Below are 19043 nucleotides of genomic sequence, written 5' to 3' on the forward strand. Positions count from 1 at the left end.
CGCAGGCCGATGGTGGCGCCCCGAGAGTGAAGAATGCACACTACAACAATGAATTATCGCACGGCTATCGTCTCCACTCTGGCTGAAATTGGCGAAGCGGCCTGGACTGAACTGCTGGCCAGCCAGGCGGACGCCACTCCCTTCCTCTCCTACGCCTTTCTGCACGCGCTGCATGAGTCCGGCTGCGCCAGCGCAGAGACGGGCTGGCAGCCGAATTACCTGGCGTTATGGCAAGGCGAGACCCTGGCTGCCGCCCTGCCCCTGTACCTGAAGATGCACTCGTATGGCGAATATGTGTTCGACTGGGCCTGGGCCGACGCGTATCAGCAGCATGGCCTTGAATATTACCCGAAACTGTTGTCCGCGATACCCTTCACGCCCGTCAGCGGCGCGCGCTTGCTGGCCCGCGATGGCCAGGCACGCGCCGCCCTGCTGGCCTTCCTGCAGGCCCAGCAGCAAGCCAGCGCCGTCTCGTCCTGCCACATCCTGTTCCCGCCGGAAAGCGAAGCACGCCAGCTGGCGCAAGCCGGCTACCTGATGCGTAGTGGCGTGCAATTTCACTGGATCAATCCCGGCTACTCGGATTTCGAGCAATTCCTCTCCACTCTGGAAAACAAGAAGCGCAAGAATATCCGCGCCGAGCGGCGCAAGGTACAGGAAGCGGGTGTGACCATGCGCCAGGTGCGCGGGGTGGACGCCCTTGACGCCGACTGGACACTGTTCCATCGCTGCTACAGCAATACCTATGCGGAACACCGCTCCTCGCCGTATTTGTCGTTGGACTTCTTCCTGCGCATCGGTGCCAGCATGCCGCAGAACATTTTATTGGTGATCGCCGAGCGCGAAGGCCGGGCCATTGCCGCCTCGCTGGTGATCCACACAACCGACACCCTGTATGGCCGCTACTGGGGCGCGCTCGAGCACGTGCCCTGCTTGCATTTCGAGACGGCGTATTACCAGCCGCTGGAGTTTTGCATCGCCAACGGCATCACCACCTTCGAAGGAGGCGCCCAGGGGGAGCACAAGATGGCGCGGGGCTTCCTGCCGCAAAAGACCTGGTCCGCCCACTGGCTGGCGCATCCGGCCTTCGCCGACGCAGTGCAGCGCTTCCTCGAGCGCGAACGGGGTGGCATCGATGCCTACCTCGACGAATTGAACGACCACAGCCCGTTTCGCGCATAAAAAAACGCTCCCGGCCATGACTGGCGGGGAGCGTTTTTTAACTGGCTGATGTTATGCCTTTTCAGCATCTTTCTTGAAGGCGGCGACGCCGTTCAGGATTTCTTCCTTGGCCACGTCTGGACCATACCAGCCGTCGATCTTGACCCATTTGCCTTTTTCCAGGTCTTTGTAGTGCTCGAAGAAATGCTGGATCTGGCGCAGGCGCAGTTCGTTCAAGTCTTCCGGCTTTTGCCAGTGGCTGTAGATCGACAGGACCTTGTCGACTGGCACGGCCAGCACTTTCGCATCTTCGCCCGACTCGTCGGTCATTTTCAGCACGCCAATAGGACGGCAGCGCACGACCACGCCCGGGATCAGCGGGAATGGGGTGATGACCAGCACGTCAACCGGGTCGCCATCCGGCGACAGGGTGTTCGGCACATAGCCATAGTTGCACGGGTAATGCATGGCGGTACCCATGAAGCGATCGACGAAGATCGCGCCGCTTTCCTTGTCAACTTCGTACTTGATCGGATCGGCATTCATCGGGATTTCGATGACGACGTTGAAATCGTTCGGCAGGTCGCGGCCGGAAGAGACGTTATTCAAACTCATGGGGTTCCTCATTAGCGGATTGTGTTTTAACCGCGCAATTATAGCGAAGTACAGGCGGCTTGTGCGATGCAGCAGCGGCCCGCCGGCGTATTGCGCATCACGCCAACAACAGTGGCATGCACGGCCCCCTGGCCCGCGCAGCCTGCCGCCCGCCCGGCTTTACTGTCCGCCGCAGCCGGCCAACGAGGGAATAAAGCGGCCGCCGAACATAATAAGTGAAAACACTTAAGTAATACTACGGGAACCCTGAATTAATACAGGAAGCATCTGCCTATTTTCACTTCAATATCACCATACCGATAATATGGTTATTATATTTTGAATTGCAATTTTTACAGCCACTTATGGCAACGGTTTTGCCGATTAATCGATACCCAATAAATCCTTGTTAATGCGCCGCCATGTCAAGGCCCGTCGATCATCGCCCGGCAGGGAACCTTCCAGCCCGGCAAACCCACCATCGAGCATAATAATTGTTCTTATTTGAAGCGTTCAATTGATTCAAATGGCGACCCCGCCAAAAAATGGCGCAACCAGAAGACAATCATCAATTCTGATAAACTATAACATTCTGGTGATTCCAAACTTTGTATATTCTGCAATCGACGCCTTCCCTGAATTCAATATGGCGTTCTCAACGCGCCACCGATAAATCCTTGCAAAAAGGAATATGATGATTCCCTCTTTCCGACCCGGTCCTTTATTAAAGGTCACCGGTGTTATTTTCATTCTGTTTGGCCTCGCCCTGCTGGGCGGCGGCATCTGGCTGGCCAGTCTCGGCGGCTCCTGGTACTACTTGCTGGCAGGCATAGGCATGCTCGTTGCTGGCGTGCTGGTGTTCCAGGGCAAGCGCAGTGCGCAACCGTTCATGGCGCTGCTGCTGATCGCCACCCTCATCTGGTCCGTCATTGAAGTGAAATTCGACTGGTGGCAATTACTGCCGCGCCTCGACATCTGGTTTGCCGCCGCCGTCTGGCTGCTGCTGCCCTTCGTCAGCCGCCGCCTGGCGCCACCCGCCGCAGCGAAACAGCCGCAAGTGGGAAGGACGGCCCTCAGCGCCGCCGTGGCCCTGACCGTCATCGCCGGCGTCATCGCCCTGTTCCAGGACTACCATGACTTGCATGGCGACGTGCCTGCCGACAACATGGCGGCCACCGCCACTGGCGATCTGGCACCCGGCGTCGAGCACAATGACTGGTCCGCGTATGGCCGCTCCGGCTATGGCGACCGCTATGCCCCGGCTGCGCAGATCACGCCGGCCAATATTTCCGGACTGAAGGAAGCCTGGACCTATCACACGGGCGACTTCAAGGGACCGAACGACCCGGGCGAAATCGCCAACGAAGTCACGCCGCTGAAGGTCAATGACATGCTGTACCTGTGCACGCCGCACAATATCGTCATCGCCCTGAATCCGGACACAGGCAAGGAAATCTGGCGCCACGACCCGAAGATCAACCGCGACGCGGCCAGTTACCAGCACATGATCTGCCGTGGCGTCGCCTACTGGGACGTCAATGCGGGCCGCGCCAGGAACAATCCTGCCCCCGAAGCTGCCAGCATGGAATGTCCCCGCCGCATCCTGGCGCCGACCATGGATGGCACCATGATCGCCGTCAATGCCGATACGGGCGAGTCGTGCAAGAGCTTTGGCAACAACGGCGTCGTCAACCTGTATAAAAACATGGCCATGATCAAGCGCGGTTTCCTGATGCCCACTTCCCCGCCTGCCGTAGCGCAAAACGTGGCCGTTATCGCCGCCAGCGTGACCGACAACCATTCGACGGAAGAACCATCGGGCGTGATCCGCGGCTACGACCCTGTCACGGGCAAGCTGCTGTGGAACTGGGACCCCGCCACACCGGAAGATACCAAGCCCTTCCCTGAAGGCAAGAACTACACCAACAACTCGCCTAACTCGTGGGGCGTGGCCAGCATCGATGAAAAGCTGGGCATGGTCTACATTCCAATGGGTAATGAAACCCCCGACACCTGGGGTGGCAATCGCAACAAGAATGGCGAGAAATTCAACAGCGCCATCGTCGCGCTGGACCTGGCGACGGGCAAAGTACGCTGGGTGTACCAGACCGTACACCACGATATCTGGGACATGGATATCGGCGGACAACCTTCGCTGGTCGACATCGATACGCCAAAAGGCAAGGTCCCGTCCGTGGTTGCCACGACAAAGCGGGGCGATATCTATGTGATCGACCGCCGCGATGGCAGCCTGGTCGTGCCGGCGCCGGAAAAACCCGTGCCAACGAGCAATCCTGCCGCTGGCGACACCCTGTCACCCACGCAGCCTTTCTCGGCCCTGACCTTCTTACCTGAGCGCAACATCAGCGAAGCAGACATGTGGGGCACGACGCCGTTCGACCAGCTTGCTTGCCGCATCATCTTCAAGGAACGCCGCTATGAAGGCCCGTTCACGCCGCAAACAGCCGGCAAGGGTGCCGTCATCTCCCCGGGCCCGCTGGGCATCTTCGAATGGGGCGGCGCAGCCATCGACCCCGTGCGCCAGTTGTTGATCGTCAACCCTGACTACATGGGCTTCCTGGAAAAACTCGTGCCACGCGCCGAAACGACGGCCAAGGGCGGCACGGGCGGCGAAATGGGCTTGCAGCCACAGACGGGCGTACCGTTCGCCGTGGAAATCAAGGCCTTTTTGTCGCCGCTGGGCTTCCCATGCCAGGCACCGCCTTGGGGCTATGTGGCCGCCGTCGACCTGCGCACCATGAAAAAAGTGTGGATGCACAAGAACGGCACCACGCGCGACAGCGGTCCAGTGCCGATTCCACTGCCACTGGGCGTGCCCAGCCTGGGCGGCATGGTCACCACGGGTGGCGGCGTGACCTTCCTCAGCAGCACGCTCGACTACTATATCCGCGGCTACGATGTCAGCAACGGTAAAGTCATCTGGAAAGCCCGCTTGCCCGCCGGCGGTCAGGCTACGCCGATGAGCTATGTCTCGAACAAGTCGGGACGCCAGTTCGTCGTCGTCATGGCCGGTGGCCACGGTTCGCTGGGTACGAAGATGAGCGACACCCTGATCGCGTATGCCTTGCCGGAAGGCACCGCCGTACCGAAGAAGTAAGGTAGCAGCGCACTGCGCCATGCAGTGCGCACGTAAAAAAAGCCGTTCAGTCTGCACTGAACGGCTTTTTTACGTCTGCGAGTAGCTTAAAGCATGGTGGCCAAGGCACACTGCCGGTAATGGGCCGCGGCCTGCTCCGTTTGCTGCAAGGCATCGTGCATTTGCGCCAGCTTCAGGTGGGCGTCGCGCACCATTTGCGGCTCGTTCGCGTCCGACAAAGCCTGCTCCAGGTGACGCTGGGCCTTGCCCCACAGCTTTTGCTTGAGGCACAAGGTGCCCAAGGTCAGCGCCAGTTCCGCATCCAGCGGACGCTGTTTCATCCATTGTTCGCAATGCTCGATCTGCAGCAGCAGGGCCGGCGTGCCGGCTGGTGCCGCCGCTTCGCGGTAGGCGCGCACGACGCGCTCGTCCCAATCGGCGGCCAGCGACTCTTCGCACACGAGGCGCGCTTCATCGTGCAGGCCACGCGCATTCAGGGCCGTGGCAGCGCGGCAGGCAATATACGGCTTGACGCGATCCGCGCTTGGCACGGTGGACCACACGCGCATCAGGGATTCGGCGTCATGCGATGGGTCGGACAGCAGATGGTCATAGGCCAGCTCGCGCAAGCGCGACGACAGGGCCGGATGCAGGGCGCGGTGCTTGTCGAGCGAACGCACGAGGCGCAGCACTTCCGGCCAGTTCTTCGCCTGCTGCTCGGCCTTGAGCGACCATTGCAGCGCGTGGATGTGGCGCGTGCCGCTGGCATTGAGTTCGCGTACCGCCGCCAGGGCCGCTTCCGGCTGGTGGTCGTCGACCAGCAATTCCGTCACCGTCATCAAACGGGCCGTCTTCAGGCTGGCATCGCCTTCGACTCTGGCCAGCCAGCTGTCGCGGCGCTCGGACTGGCGCATGCGATGCGCGGCACGCGCGCCGATCAGCGCGGCCAGGCCGGCGTTCTCATCGAGTTCTGCGGCGCGCAGGGCGGCTTTTTCCGCATGGCCGAAACGCCCTTCGAACAGGGCTTTCAAGGCTTCGCGCAAGCCCTTGTTGCCATCGCGCTCACGCTTGCGCTGGCGGTAGGCTGCCACTTGCGCCGGCATGCGCACGGTGGCGCGCACGGCGCGCACCAGCAGGTACAGCAGCACGAACAGCACGACCTGCAGCAACAAGAAGAAGTTCAGCGACAAATCGATGCGGTAAGGCGGATAGAACAGCACCACGTTGCCGGGATTGAAACGGGCCGTCACGGCGATACCGATCGCCGCGGCCATCAGGGCGAGTAACCAGAGAAATAGACGCATGGGCTCAGGACTTCGCTTTGTAGTTGCGCACAGCCGTCAGGCTGTCGGACAAGGTTGGCATTTCGATGGCCAGGTTGCTGCCCTGCACCTGGCGCAGCAAGGCTTGCGCCGTCTGCGTGCTCTTGGCGCGGGTATCGAAATACTTGGCCAGCGCATCCTGCGCGGCGATCAGATCATTCCTGAAAGCAGTTTCGTTGCGCGACAACAATGCCATGCGGGCATTGAGCAGGCGCAGCTTAACGTTTTCGCGCAAGAAATACGATTGCGTCGGCGACAGCATCAGCGCTTCCGGCGTATCGACGCGGCGGATGCGTATCAATTGGCGCACGTCGGCCCACATGTCGCCGCTCCAGGTATTCCAGCCGTCGCGCACTTTTTGCAGCAGCGGTTCCGGCGCGGGCGGCCCTACCAGCTTGCCGCTAGCATCGCGCACGGGCTTGGCCTTGCCCGGTTTTTCCGGTGCGGCCGGCAAAGCGGGCGTTTCATCCGACAGCATCGGCAGGGAGTCGACCTGGGCGATCACGGCATCGAGGCGCAAGGCCACGCCCGTCGAATCGACGCTGGGCAGGGCCTTGAGTTTTTCCATGTCGCGCCCGATGGCGCGGCGGATGGTGATGAATTGCGGCTTGTCGGAACGCGACAGGCTGCGGTCGGCGTTTTGCAGCGCGATCAGCGCACCGGGCACGTTGCCGGCCAGTTGCAGCTGCTGGCTGGCCGTCGACAGCACTTGCTCGATTTCCGTCAGCGCCCACTCGTCGCGGTTCTTCGACAAGTCGTTATACAGTTGTTCCAGGGCCAGCTGCTGGCTTTGCGTTTCGCTCTGGCGGTTTTCCAGCGCGCCCACCTTGATTTGCAGCTCTTTCGTGCCTTCTTGCACGTTGCGCGCCAGCACGCCCGTTTCGGCATTGCTGACATCGCCCTTTTGCAGGCGCTTGGCCACTTCTTCGCGCAGGTTGCGGATCTGCTTGCTGGTCGACCAGCTTTGCGCAGCGAGCAGCACGGCCAGCACGATGACGGCAATGCTCATAGGCTTTTGCAGCTGTTCGAGCAGGGTCGGCGCGCGGCCAGCGGGTTGGTCGGCCGCCTGCGGCGCCGTCTTCACGGCGCTGCCAGGCGTTGCATTCGGTTCGGAGAGTGTAGGCATTTCGTTCATGGTCGTGATTGTAACGCGGCGAGCACTCCTGCGTCGCCTGATCCTGTCAAGGTGACACGGGCAAAACCCAGGGCCGCCGCCGTTTGTGCAATGCGGGCGTGCGGCACGATCAGATGCTGCTGTTGCATTTTCGCAACAGCCGTCTTTTTACCATCCAATTCTTCGAGCAGCGCCAGCAAACCCCGCAGCGCTTCCGAGCTGGTGATGACCCAGTCATTATTATGCTGCAACAGGTTCTCCAGGGTCGCGCGCAAGGCTGGCGTCAGCAGCGGCACCTTGCGGCGGTAAGCCGTGACGAACTCGACTTCGGCGCCCGCTGCGCGCAAGCCGTCGGCCAGGTAATCGCGGCCGCCATCGCCGCGCACGATCAGCACGCGCTTGCCGCGCAGGGCCGGCAAGTCCAGCGCCAGCAACAAATGTTCGGAATCGCTGCGCGCCGTATCGAGCGGGCTGGTGATGGTCGCATTGGCATCCGTGACGCCGTGCGCCCCCAATGCCATACGGCTGCCCTCGCCCACCACTGCCAAGGGCACACCAGGCGGCCAGTCCGGCAAATGCGCAAAGACGCAATCGATGGCGTTGGGCGAGACAAACGCCACCAGGTCGTACTCGGCCAGGCGCGCCAGCACGGCTTGCAGCTGCGCGCATTCGTCCTCGCCGTCAAGCGCATGAATTTCCAGCAGCGGCAGCAAGGTCACGGGCAAGCCCAGCGCCGCGATTCTGGCGGCCAGCGGCCCCGCTTGCGCTGCGGGCCGCGTGATCACCACGGTGTCAGGCATGCGGCGCCAGGCCTTCATGGTTGTCGGGCGTAACAAAGCACGAGGCGAGGATGCCGGCGGCGTCCTGGCCGCGCAGCAGCTCGGCCACCTGTTCGCCCAGCAGTTCCGGCGCAGCAGCCGGGCCACTGACGTCGGCGCTGGCCATGCGTGCGCCGTCCGGCGTGGCGACCATGGCGCGCAAACGCATGGTGTCGCCATCAATGGTGGCGTAGGCCGCCAATGGAATCTGGCAACTGCCGCCAAAGATGCGCGACACCTTGCGCTCGGCCAGCGACACTTGCGTGGCCTCGACGTCGTTCAGGGGCGCCAGCAGGCGCTGCAGGTCGATGCCATCGGCGCGCTGGCCCATGATTTCAATGGCCAGCGTGCCCTGGCCGGCAGCTGGCAGGCTCAGTTCCGGCGACAACAGCGCGCGGATGCGCGACGCCAGGCCCAGGCGTTTCAGGCCGGCGGCAGCCAGAATGATGGCGGCGTAATCGCCACGGTCCAGCTTGCCCAAACGCGTATCGAGGTTGCCGCGCAGGGGCAAAATCGTCAGGTGTGGATAACGCGCGGCGATCAGGGCCTGGCGGCGCAGGCTGCTGGTGCCGACGACGGCGCCATGCGGCAACTCGGCCAGGCTGGCATAGTCGTTCGACACAAAGGCGTCGCGCGGATCTTCGCGCTCCATGATGGCGGCTAGGGTGTACCCTTCCGGCAAGTCCATCGGTAAATCCTTGAGGCAATGCACGGCCAGGTCGGCACGGCCATCCTCCATCGCCACTTCCAGTTCCTTGACGAACAGGCCCTTGCCGCCTACCTTGGACAGGGCGCGGTCGAGAATCTGGTCGCCGCGTGTGGTCATGCCGAGAATTTCAACGCTACACTGCGGATACAGGGCGGCCAGGCGCGCACGCACATGTTCAGCTTGCCACATGGCAAGACGGCTCTCGCGCGAGGCGATCACCAGGCGGGCGGGAATCATCGGCTTCAATTCGTTCGGGGTCAATTCGGATGCTTTCAAAACAAGTTCTTTCGCTGTGACTGTCGTTGTCATTATCGTTGCCATTTCGCCCGTCCGATATCAGTTGTATCGGGTGGCGCCCGGCGTCGCTATAATCGGTATCCCTTAGCCTAGAAGGCCAAGTCAGGCTAGCGTCCATGTTGAAGACCATAAATTTTATCATGCGCCCCCTCCCCTCTGCGGCCAAACGCCCGGTGCGATCCACATTCCCTTGCTTTTACACTTACTTTGGTTCTTTATTATGCTCAATGACGCAGTAGCACCAGAAATAGTTCCAGCGGCCGGCTCCGACAAGGACGCGCCACTGAAAGAAGATATCCGCCTGCTGGGCCGCCTGTTGGGCGACGTGCTGCGCGAACAGGAAGGCGACGCCGTCTACAATGTGGTGGAAACCATACGCCAGACGTCCGTACGCTTCCGCCGCGAAGCGGACGCGGGCGCCGCGCTGGAACTCGACGCCATGCTCAAGGAACTGAGCCGCGAACAGACGATTTCCGTGGTGCGCGCCTTTTCCTATTTTTCGCACCTGGCCAACATCGCGGAAGACCAGCACCACATCCGCCGCCGCCGCGCCCACCTGCTGGCCGGCTCGCCTGCGCAAAAGGGCAGCGTCAGCTTCGCGCTGAAAAAACTGCGCGCCGCCGGCGTGCCGCGCAAAACCGTCGACACCTTCTTCCAGGACGCCCTGATCGCCCCCGTGCTGACGGCCCACCCGACGGAAGTGCAGCGCAAGAGCATCCTCGACGCCGAGCACGACATCGCCCGCCTGCTGGCCGAGCGCGACCTGCCGCAGACGCCGAAAGAGCGGCAAGCCAATATGCAGCTGCTGCGCTCGCGCGTCTCCACCCTGTGGCAGACGCGCATGCTGCGCTACTCGAAGCTGACTGTAGCCGACGAGATCGAAAACGCCCTGTCCTACTACCGCATCACCTTTTTGCGCGAACTGCCGGGCCTGTATGACGATATCGAGGAAGATATCGCCGCCGAATACCCGAACGGCGACGGTACCATCGAACCCATCAACGCCGCCTACGTGCAGATGGGCAGCTGGATCGGCGGCGACCGCGACGGCAACCCGAACGTGAATGCGGGCACCATGCAGCATGCGCTGGCGCGCCACGCCACCACCATCCTCGACTTTTACCTCGATGAAGTGCACACCCTGGGCGCGGAATTATCCGTCTCTACCCTGATGGTGGGCGTGAGCGCCGAACTGCAGGCGCTGGCCGACCAGTCGCCGGACGCCTCGCCGCACCGCAGCGACGAACCGTACCGCCGCGCCCTGATCGGCATCTATGCGCGCCTGGCCGCCACGGCCCGCGCCCTGGGCGCCACCAACATCCTGCGCAAGGAAGTGGGGCCGGCCGCCGCGTATCCCGACGCGGCCGCGTTTGTCGCCGACTTGCGCACCATCGTCGCCTCGCTCGAATCGCACCATGGCGCAGCCCTCGTGCGCCCCCGCCTGGCCACCTTGGCCCGTGCGGCAGACATCTTCGGTTTCCACCTGGCATCGCTGGACATGCGCCAGACTTCCGATGTGCACGAGCGCGTGCTGGCCGACCTGTTCGCGAAAAGCGGCGTGGCCGCCGACTACCCATCCCTGAGCGAGGAAGACAAGCAGGCGCTGCTGCTGAGCGAACTGGCCCAGCCGCGTCTGCTGTACTCGCCCTACATCGCCTACGCCACGGAAACGGATTCCGAGCTGGCGATCCTGCGCGCGGCGCGCGACATCCGCCAGCGCTACGGCGCGCGGGCCATCCGCAACTACATCATTTCGCACACGGAAACCGTGTCCGACTTGCTGGAAGTGTTGCTGTTGCAAAAGGAAACGGGCTTGCTGCGCACCGACTGGAAGGCCGGGGCCGGCGGCGACAGCACGTGCGAGCTGATGGTCATCCCCCTGTTCGAGACGATACCCGACCTGCAGCGCGCGGCCGGCATCATGAGCGAGGTGATGGCCTTGCCGTTGGTCAAGCAATTGATCGCCAAGCAAGGGCAGTTACAGGAAGTCATGCTCGGCTATTCCGATTCAAACAAAGATGGCGGTTTTCTCACCTCGAACTGGGAACTGTACAAGGCGGAACTGGCACTGGTCGCCGACTTCCAGAAGGCAGGCGTCAAGCTGCGTCTGTTCCATGGCCGCGGCGGCACGGTGGGCCGTGGCGGCGGGCCCAGCTATGAAGCCATCCTGGCCCAGCCGCCGGGCACCGTCAACGGCCAGATCCGCCTGACGGAACAGGGCGAAATCATCGCCTCAAAGTTTTCCAACGCGGAAATCGGCCGGCGCAATCTGGAATTGCTGGTCGCCGCCACCCTGGAAGCGAGCCTGGCACCGCAGGCTGCCAATCCCGCGCACGCGAGCCAGCTGGCGCAGTTCGAAGCCGTGATGGCGGACCTGTCGAAACTGGCCTACCACGCCTACCGACACCTCGTGTATGAAACGCCGGGGTTTACGGAGTATTTCTTCTCGGCCACGCCGATCGCGGAAATCGCCGAGCTGAACCTCGGCTCGCGCCCGGCCTCGCGCAAGGCCAACCAGCGCATCGAAGACTTGCGCGCCATTCCCTGGGGCTTTTCCTGGGGCCAGTGCCGCTTGCTGCTGCCGGGCTGGTTCGGCTTCGGCAGCGCCATCGAGGCGTGGATCAACGATGCTGCGGGTGCGGCCAAAGTGGAAAAGATCGCCACTCTGCGCGCCATGTACGCCGAATGGCCCTTCTTTGCCACCCTGCTGTCGAACATGGACATGGTGCTGGCCAAGACGGACCTGGCAATTGCCTCGCGCTATGCGGAACTGGTGGCCGACCAGGACTTGCGCGAACGTATCTACAAGCGCATCACGGATGAGCATGGCAACACCCTGCGCTGCCTGGAGCTGATCACCGGCAACACCGAGCGCCTGGCGGGCAATCCGCTGCTGGCCCGCTCGATCCAGAACCGCTTCGCCTATCTCGACCCGCTGAACCACTTGCAAGTGGAATTGATCAAGCGCAACCGCGCCCTGTCGACGGAAAGCAAGATCGACGAAAGGGTCCACCGCGGCATCCAGCTGTCGATCAACGGCGTCGCGGCTGGCCTGCGCAACACGGGCTGATCGCGTCAGGCTGCTTTTGCCCTGCAGGGGCCGGCACCGCAAGGGCCGGCCCTTTTGCTTGCTCGTTAGCAAAATATTCTCAATAAAACAACAATTGGTATTACACTAGCGTCGGATACTTCCCCACACTCCGGCCCCATGCGCACAGCAACGGCCAACCATGACGCCAGGGACGCGGATGAGCAAATGGTCGATTGAAACGCCGAGTGCGGCATGCGCCGCCCTTATCCTGATCATGCTGGGCTGGCTGGCGGGCGCGGCCTGGCCGGCGCTCGACTTCTGGGAGCATGTCTGGCTGACCCTGCTGCTGGCCGCCGCCGCCGGAACGGCCATGTGGCTGATGCACAGGCTGCGCGCCCACCTCGCCAGCACGCGCTCCCAGCTGGATGCCAGCCTCATGCGCTACCAGCACCTGAGCGAAACGGCGCAGGACGGCATGTGGCAAACAGATGCGGACGGCCACATTCTGTACGTCAACCAGCGACTGTGCGACATGCTGGGCATCCCCGCCGAACAGTTGCTGGACCACGCCATGGACGAATTCCACGACGAGGCCACCTTGCTGCGTCTGTGTCCGCTACGCCAGACGGCGAGCGATAGCTGCATGGGCGAACTGCATTACCAGCATGGCGACGGCACGCAGCGCTGGGCCATGCTCAGCGGCCGCCGCCTGTACGACCAGCACGGCGCCTTGACGGGCGCGCTGGTCATGGCCAGCGACATCACGGAACACAAGCGGGCCGAACACGCGTTGAGCCTGGCCCATGCGGAACTGGAAAGCCGCGTGGCCCTGCGCACGGCCCAGTTGCTCGACGTAAACATCCAGCTATCCGCGGAAATCGCCATGCGCGCGCAAACGGAAGCGGCCCTGGCGCGCAGCGAGGAGCGGCTGCAGGACATCATTTCCATGATGCCCCTGTCGCTATTCCTGAAAGATGCCGATTCGCGCATCGTGCTGATGAACCAGGCCTGCGAGCAGCAATGGGGCGTACGCCAGCAGGACGTCGCCGAAGGGCGCGACTTGCAGCACTTCCCCGAGGAACAGAACGCGGGCTTCCTCGCTGCCGACCAGCAGGCGTTTGCCAGCCGTCAGGTGGTGATACGCGAAGAACTGGTATGGAACGCGCAGTTGCAGGAAAATCGCCTCGTGCAGACGCACAAGAAACCCGTGTTTGACGCCGACGGCCGGCCGCAGATGATCATCGCCATGGCCGTCGACGTCACCGACAGCAAGCGCAACGAGGAAAACCTGCAGCGCACCCTGGCCCAGCTGCGCGAACTGACCGACCACCAGCAAACCATCAAGGAACAGGAAAGACGCCGCATCGCGCTCGATATTCATGACGACCTGGGGCAGAATCTGATGGTGCTGCGCATCGATGTGTCGCTGTTGCACGCGCGCACGGCCACCACCCACCCGCGCCTGCACCACCATGCGCAGCGCGTGCTCGACACCATCGACACCACCATCCGCTCCGTGCGCACCATCATCAATGACTTGCATCCCAGCACCCTGGAGCTGGGACTGGGCCCGGCGGCCGAGTGGCTGATACGCCAGATGGAAAGCCGCAGCGCCATCCGCTACTGGCTCACGCTCGACAGCGAGGCGCCCGACCTGGGCCTGGACCAGCGCCAGACGTTGGCCATCTTCCGCGTGCTGCAGGAATCGCTGTCGAACATCGTGCGCCACGCCCAGGCCAGCGAAGTGGAAGTCGCGCTGGCGCAAGATGCGGATGCCATCGTGCTGCGTATCAGCGACAACGGCATCGGCATGCAGCCGGGCGACCACGGCAAGCGGGCCGCCTTCGGCCTGAAAAGCATACGCGAACGTGTCCACGCGCTGGGTGGTGAATTGCACATCGACAGCCAGGCAGGCCAGGGGACGGCGCTGGCCATCCATCTGCCGCAGCGGGCAAGTAAAGGGCATGCCGATAGCAATAAACAAAAATTAGTAAAAATAGTAGCAAATTAAGTATGCATTTGCAGCATAAAAAAGTATAGTAAGTTTTTCTATGAGGAAACTATCATGCCGCTACGGTTCCCCTGCCTCCCTGCCACACTGCTCGGCCTATTCCTTCTGGCCACCGTCCCCGCTGCCAGCGCCACCATCTATGCCGAACACGGCTTTGGTGAAAAAGATGGCAATGGCAGCATCGCGTCCGACCTGAACCCGGCCGGCCTGGTGGCCGGCATCATCATGGAAGCAGAAGGACGACGCCGCGCCGTGACGTATCAGCATGGCCGCATCCGCGAGCTGGGCACCCTGGGCGGCAATGAAGGTTTCACCAAGGCTATCAATACCCATGGCGTGGTGGTGGGCTCGGCACAAACGCCCAGTGGCGCCTGGCATGCATTCCGCTTTGAAGAAGCGGGCGGCATGCGCGACCTGGGCACCCTGGGCGGCACCAGCAGCTATGCCACGGCCATCACGCGCGACGGCCAGGTGGCCGGCTATGCCGATACCAGCGACGGCGATTTCCACGCCTTTGTCACGAAAGCCGACCACAGCCTGCAGGACCTGGGCACCCTGGGCGGTGCCAGCAGCTATGCCAGCGGTCTGAACCGGCATGGCGTGGTGGTGGGCACGGCGCAGCGGGGCGATGGCTACCGCCGCGCCTTCGTCTACCGTCCCGGCGCGGGCATGCAGGAAATCGGCACCCTGCCCGGCGGACGCATCAGCTCGGCCACCGCCATCAATGACGCGGGCCTGGTCGTGGGCGCCTCGGAAACGGAAAAACGCCGCTGGCACGCCTTTGCCTGGGATGGCAAGCGCATGCTCGACCTGGGCGCCATGATCGGCCAGGGCGATAGCTACGCCACGGCAGTCAACGCGGCCGGACATATCGTCGGCAGCGTCAACATCAACGGCTTTGAACCGATGACCTTTGTCTACAAGGAAGGCGTGATGACGGTGCGCCGCCGCGACGATGGCCTGTACCTGACCAACAAGATCACGGACGCCGGCCTGGTGGTGGGCGCCATCTATACGGGGCATAAATTCCAGGCCTTCGCCGTGCCATCGCAAGCGGCTCCCGCACCACACCGCAGCAACCCATTGGACTGGCTGGTCATCACCATCCTCATCTCCGCCAGCGGCGTGGTGCTGTACAAATTGCAGCACAACTATCGCATGGGCCTGCTGGGAGAGCGCACGCGTTTTATGTAGACAAGGCATGCTACAGGCGTAAAAAAAGAGGCTTGCGCCTCTTTTTTGTGTGCTTGCCCTACGCTTAATTTTGCGTCAGGAAAGTCTTCAGCTTGTCCGAACGCGAAGGCTGGCGCAGCTTGCTCATGGCTTTCGCTTCGATCTGGCGGATACGCTCGCGCGTCACGTCGAACTGCTTGCCCACTTCTTCCAGCGTATGGTCGTTCGACATTTCCACGCCGTAACGCATGCGCAGCACTTTCGCTTCGCGCGGCGTCAGCGAATCGAGCACTTCCTTGATCACGTTGCGCATCGACGCGTGCAACGCGGCGTCCAGCGGTGCCAGGGTGGTGTTGTCTTCGATGAAGTCGCCCAGTTGCGAATCGCCATCTTCGCCCATCGGCGTTTCCATGGAAATCGGCTCCTTGGCGATCTTCATGATCTCGCGCACCTTGTTTTCCGGCATTTCCATCTTGACGGCCAGGGTGGCCAGGTCCGGCTCGCTGCCCGTTTCCTGCATGATCTGGCGCGAGATGCGGTTCATCTTGTTGATCGTTTCGATCATGTGCACCGGCACACGGATGGTGCGGGCCATGTCGGCGATCGAACGCGTGATGGCCTGGCGGATCCACCAGGTGGCGTAGGTCGAGAACTTGTAGCCGCGGCGGTATTCGAATTTATCGACCGCCTTCAGCAGACCGATGTTGCCTTCCTGGATCAGATCGAGGAATTGCAAGCCGCGGTTGATGTATTTCTTGGCGATCGAGATGACCAGACGCAAGTTGGCGACCGTCATTTCGCGTTTCGCGTGACGGGCGCGCTTTTCGCCTGCAGCCATCTGCTTGTTGATCTTGCGCAAGTCAGCCAATGGCAGGGCCACGCGCGCTTGCAGATCGATCATCTTCTTTTGCAGTTCCTTGACGGCAGGCACGTTGCGGCTGAGGATGGCGCTGTACGGATACTTGCAATCGACTTCGCGGTCGACCCATTCCAGGTCGCATTCATTGCCCGGGAATACCTTGATGAAGTGGGCGCGCGGCATGCCGCATTTGTTCACGCACAACTCCAGCACGGCGCGCTCGATGTGGCGCACTTCTTCCATCTGGCCGCGCAGGGTGTCGCACAGCTTTTCCACGACCTTGGCCGTGAAGCGAATGCCCAGCAATTCCTGAGAAATGGCTTCCTGCGCCTTGATGTAGGCTTTCGAGTTGTAACCCTCGGGCGCCTTGCGCATCTTGTCGTACTGCGTCGAAATGACGTTGAATTTCTCCAAGGCATTCTTTTTCAGCTGCGCCAACTGTTCGCTGGAGAAACCGGCCGCGCCGCCATTGGCGTCGCCATCTTCTTCCTCGGCTTCTTCTTCCTCTTCCTCGTCGTCACCGCTGGCGGCAGCAGGTGCGGCGGCAACGGCAGGCGCCGGGGCATTGCTTTCGTTCAAATCCACGAAGCCATCGACCACTTCATCGACCTTGATTTCGTCGCGCGCGATTTTTTGCGACAGCGCAACGATTTCGCCGATGGTCGTGGGGCAGGCGGAAATCGCCTGGATCATGTCTTTCAGGCCGCCTTCGATGCGCTTGGCGATCTCGATCTCGCCTTCGCGCGTCAGCAGCGCCACGGCGCCCATTTCACGCATGTACATGCGCACGGGGTCGGTGGTGCGGCCGAAGTCGGAGTCGACCGTCGACAGGGCGGTAGCGGCAGCCGCTTCCACTTCATCGTCGCTGGTGACAGTGGCGACGTTGTCGGTCAACAACAAGCTTTCCGCGTCAGGGGCGCGCTCGTAGACGGCGATGCCCATGTCGTTGAAAGTGGCGATGATGCCTTCGATCGCTTCCGGATCGATGATGTTTTCCGGCAATTGGTCATTGATCTCGGCATAGGTAAGGAAACCGCGTTCCTTGCCCATATTGATCAAGCCCGTGATCTGCTTGCGGCGGCGTTCCAGGTCCGCTGCCGAGGCTTCCGGATCACCGAGCGCGTCCGCCAGGCCGCCCTTGGCCTTGCGGTCGCGCGCTTTCGACACGGCCTTCAGTTCGGCGCGCTCGACGGCGTTCAGTGCTGCCACTTCATCGTTTTCCGGCGTGAATTCGCTTGGTTTGCGGCCACGGCGGCCCGGCACCTTGACGGTCGGCAAGAAGTAATTCGAGGTATCGATGGCAGCCAGGGCATCGGCGTCCGTCGTCTTGCTGACCACTTGCGCGCCGGTAATGATGGTCACGGGCGCCGCTTCGGGCTTGGCGCGCACGACTTTCGAACGGGCTGCCGTCACCACTTTATTCGTGGCGGCGCTTTCGCTGACCTTGCGTGGCGCAGGCGCCACCTTGGCGCCTGGAGCCACTTTGACGCTCGGCGTTTTGACTGCTGCGGCGTCGGCGACCTCGGCAACGGCCTCGGCGGCCGGTACGGCAACGGAGGCTTCCGCAGCCAACTCGGCCGGTGGCACGGCAGCGAGGCGCGAACGGCTTTTCTTGACCACGGTGACGACGGTGGGCGCCGTCGTGACGGTGGCTTCCGGATTCGCTTGCGCATTATCGATGAAGTAAGATAAAGTCGTTTTGGGTACGGCAAGTGGCGCCGCAGCTGGGCGTGGCGCCTTGGCGGACAACGTTAAAGTTTTTGGCGTATTCTTCATGAGATATCTCTTAATGCGAGACCAGATGGTGTCGGCGCGAAGTGAATGATTCCACCTAAGCCTGCGAAACCGGACTCGATGGAGCGTGTTGTTGCGGCTGCCGTCAAAGGCAGCGGCGCCTGTCTATCGGGGCGCTCAAAGCCCGCGCATCCCGCAACGAGAGCGGCGGGGCCGAAGCCGGATCAGATAAATAAGCGATGTACATTGCGGAATGAAAAAAAGCCCGTACCAGAACGGGCTTGAATCTATTGTTGTTCAGTGAAGACACAGCGGAGAGCAAGATTATGCACGAAGGCCAGTTATCTGGATAATTGATAAGCAAAATATCTGATATCAAAAATATCAATAATGATGGCCCTGCACCGCACTGCTCCTATCCCCTGCACACCTGAGCCAGACCGTCAAATACGGGGTCCAGTCATCAGCGCAAGCCGACATTATACACATTTCCCGCATTTCGCGCTGCGCACACTGTAGTCCGGGCCCGCTTATCTCTGTGCAAGTTGCCAAAAAAGACAATGCACTTGCCTGTGGCGCGTGCTATGCTCCCCTTTTATAGCCCAACCAATGATGTCGATGACCAGCTCCACGCCAGACCAGCAAGCCACCACTCCTGACACGCCAGTCGATGCAGCCCCAGCGGCGGCACCGGCCGCGGCAACCACGCCGGCACCTGCCGGCCTGACCGCGCGCGCCCTGCTGAAGCAGTTCCAGGAGCAATTCCCGCCATTCCGCGATTGCCTGCCCTTGTCGATCGGTATCGACAAGCAGATCCTGGCGCGCCTGCCAGATCTGGACCGCAAGCTGATGCGCACGGCGCTGGGCATCCACACGGGTTCGCTGCGCTACCTGCGCGTGATGGAAAAAGCCAAGATCCGCTACGACCTCGACGGCACCGCCGGCGCGGAAGTGACGCAAACCCACCGCGACCACGCCACGCAAGTACTGCAGCAGCGCTTCAAGAAGGAAGCCGAGCGCAAGAAAGCCGAGCGCGACGCGGCTGCCGCCGAAGAAGCGAACCGTTTGCGCCTGGAAAAACTGAATCAGCTGACCGCGAAATTCTCGCGCAAAGGTTGATCCG

General features: G+C 62.0%; 12 protein-coding genes. 6 read left to right on the forward strand and 6 right to left on the reverse strand.

The window, feature by feature from the left end:
- Positions 1 to 48: 48 nt before the first annotated feature.
- Complete coding sequence (locus tag C8C89_RS22795) at positions 49 to 1182, forward strand: GNAT family N-acetyltransferase (protein WP_133993624.1); 1134 nt, start codon at positions 49 to 51, stop codon at positions 1180 to 1182.
- Between the two features lie 51 nt (positions 1183 to 1233).
- Here C8C89_RS22795 and ppa read toward each other — a convergent pair whose 3' ends face one another.
- The gene (gene ppa / locus C8C89_RS22800; RefSeq protein WP_101480430.1) at positions 1234 to 1776 is read right to left on the reverse strand and encodes an inorganic diphosphatase; all 543 of its coding nucleotides are present in this window, start codon (positions 1774 to 1776) and stop codon (positions 1234 to 1236) included.
- 670 nt (positions 1777 to 2446) lie between these two features.
- Here ppa and C8C89_RS22805 point away from each other — a divergent pair.
- Entirely contained in the window at positions 2447 to 4873 is a 2427-nt protein-coding gene (locus C8C89_RS22805; RefSeq protein ID WP_166674832.1) for a membrane-bound PQQ-dependent dehydrogenase, glucose/quinate/shikimate family, read from the forward strand.
- Between the two features lie 86 nt (positions 4874 to 4959).
- On the opposite strand, the gene C8C89_RS22810 is transcribed toward C8C89_RS22805, so the two are convergent.
- The 4 genes from C8C89_RS22810 to hemC are packed head-to-tail and all read right to left on the reverse strand — an operon-like array spanning position 4960 to position 9061.
- Positions 4960 to 6156, reverse strand: coding sequence for a heme biosynthesis protein HemY (locus tag C8C89_RS22810; RefSeq protein WP_101480429.1), 1197 nt, complete (start codon positions 6154 to 6156; stop codon positions 4960 to 4962).
- Between the two features lie 4 nt (positions 6157 to 6160).
- Positions 6161 to 7309 (reverse strand): uroporphyrinogen-III C-methyltransferase, encoded by a 1149-nt coding sequence (locus tag C8C89_RS22815; RefSeq protein WP_101480428.1) that lies wholly within the window; start codon positions 7307 to 7309, stop codon positions 6161 to 6163.
- Positions 7306 to 8088 (reverse strand): uroporphyrinogen-III synthase, encoded by a 783-nt coding sequence (locus tag C8C89_RS22820; protein WP_101484438.1) that lies wholly within the window; start codon positions 8086 to 8088, stop codon positions 7306 to 7308. The genes C8C89_RS22815 and C8C89_RS22820 overlap by 4 nt, the downstream gene beginning before the upstream one ends.
- On the reverse strand, positions 8081 to 9061 hold the full coding sequence (gene hemC / locus C8C89_RS22825) for a hydroxymethylbilane synthase (protein ID WP_133993628.1): 981 nt from the start codon (positions 9059 to 9061) through the stop codon (positions 8081 to 8083). The genes C8C89_RS22820 and hemC overlap by 8 nt, the downstream gene beginning before the upstream one ends.
- Before the next feature lie 271 nt (positions 9062 to 9332).
- On the opposite strand from hemC, the gene ppc reads away from it, so the two are divergent.
- From ppc to C8C89_RS22840, 3 genes are all read left to right on the forward strand, one after another.
- The gene (ppc, locus tag C8C89_RS22830; RefSeq protein ID WP_133992716.1) at positions 9333 to 12182 is read left to right on the forward strand and encodes a phosphoenolpyruvate carboxylase; all 2850 of its coding nucleotides are present in this window, start codon (positions 9333 to 9335) and stop codon (positions 12180 to 12182) included.
- Between the two features lie 178 nt (positions 12183 to 12360).
- Positions 12361 to 14154 carry a PAS domain S-box protein gene (locus tag C8C89_RS22835; RefSeq protein ID WP_166674833.1) on the forward strand — a complete coding sequence of 598 codons (1794 nt, stop codon included), beginning with the start codon at positions 12361 to 12363 and terminating at the stop codon, positions 14152 to 14154.
- 54 nt (positions 14155 to 14208) lie between these two features.
- Positions 14209 to 15348, forward strand: a complete 1140-nt coding sequence (locus C8C89_RS22840; RefSeq protein WP_133992720.1) for an HAF repeat-containing protein — start codon at positions 14209 to 14211, stop codon at positions 15346 to 15348.
- Between the two features lie 64 nt (positions 15349 to 15412).
- Here C8C89_RS22840 and rpoD read toward each other — a convergent pair whose 3' ends face one another.
- Positions 15413 to 17962 carry an RNA polymerase sigma factor RpoD gene (rpoD, locus tag C8C89_RS22845; protein ID WP_133992722.1) on the reverse strand — a complete coding sequence of 850 codons (2550 nt, stop codon included), beginning with the start codon at positions 17960 to 17962 and terminating at the stop codon, positions 15413 to 15415.
- 567 nt (positions 17963 to 18529) lie between these two features.
- On the opposite strand from rpoD, the gene C8C89_RS22850 reads away from it, so the two are divergent.
- The gene (locus C8C89_RS22850) at positions 18530 to 19039 is read left to right on the forward strand and encodes a ProQ/FINO family protein (protein WP_070224995.1); all 510 of its coding nucleotides are present in this window, start codon (positions 18530 to 18532) and stop codon (positions 19037 to 19039) included.
- The last annotated feature ends 4 nt before the right edge of the window (positions 19040 to 19043 follow it).

Origin of the sequence: Janthinobacterium sp. 75 (assembly GCF_004365495.1) — a bacterium.
Taxonomy (GTDB): Bacteria; Pseudomonadota; Gammaproteobacteria; order Burkholderiales; family Burkholderiaceae_D; genus Janthinobacterium.

Excerpts from the sequence above, each read along its gene's own strand:
- C8C89_RS22820 (WP_101484438.1), bottom strand. The coding sequence starts at position 8,088 with ATGCCTGACACCGTGGTGATCACGCGGCCCGCAGCGCAAGCGGGGCCG.
- C8C89_RS22795 (WP_133993624.1), top strand. The coding sequence starts at position 49 with ATGAATTATCGCACGGCTATCGTCTCCACTCTGGCTGAAATTGGCGAA.
- C8C89_RS22840 (WP_133992720.1), top strand. The coding sequence starts at position 14,209 with ATGCCGCTACGGTTCCCCTGCCTCCCTGCCACACTGCTCGGCCTATTC.
- rpoD (WP_133992722.1), bottom strand. The coding sequence starts at position 17,962 with ATGAAGAATACGCCAAAAACTTTAACGTTGTCCGCCAAGGCGCCACGC.
- C8C89_RS22815 (WP_101480428.1), bottom strand. The coding sequence starts at position 7,309 with ATGAACGAAATGCCTACACTCTCCGAACCGAATGCAACGCCTGGCAGC.
- C8C89_RS22835 (WP_166674833.1), top strand. The coding sequence starts at position 12,361 with ATGAGCAAATGGTCGATTGAAACGCCGAGTGCGGCATGCGCCGCCCTT.
- C8C89_RS22810 (WP_101480429.1), bottom strand. The coding sequence starts at position 6,156 with ATGCGTCTATTTCTCTGGTTACTCGCCCTGATGGCCGCGGCGATCGGT.
- ppc (WP_133992716.1), top strand. The coding sequence starts at position 9,333 with ATGCTCAATGACGCAGTAGCACCAGAAATAGTTCCAGCGGCCGGCTCC.
- ppa (WP_101480430.1), bottom strand. The coding sequence starts at position 1,776 with ATGAGTTTGAATAACGTCTCTTCCGGCCGCGACCTGCCGAACGATTTC.
- C8C89_RS22850 (WP_070224995.1), top strand. The coding sequence starts at position 18,530 with ATGATGTCGATGACCAGCTCCACGCCAGACCAGCAAGCCACCACTCCT.
- C8C89_RS22805 (WP_166674832.1), top strand. The coding sequence starts at position 2,447 with ATGATGATTCCCTCTTTCCGACCCGGTCCTTTATTAAAGGTCACCGGT.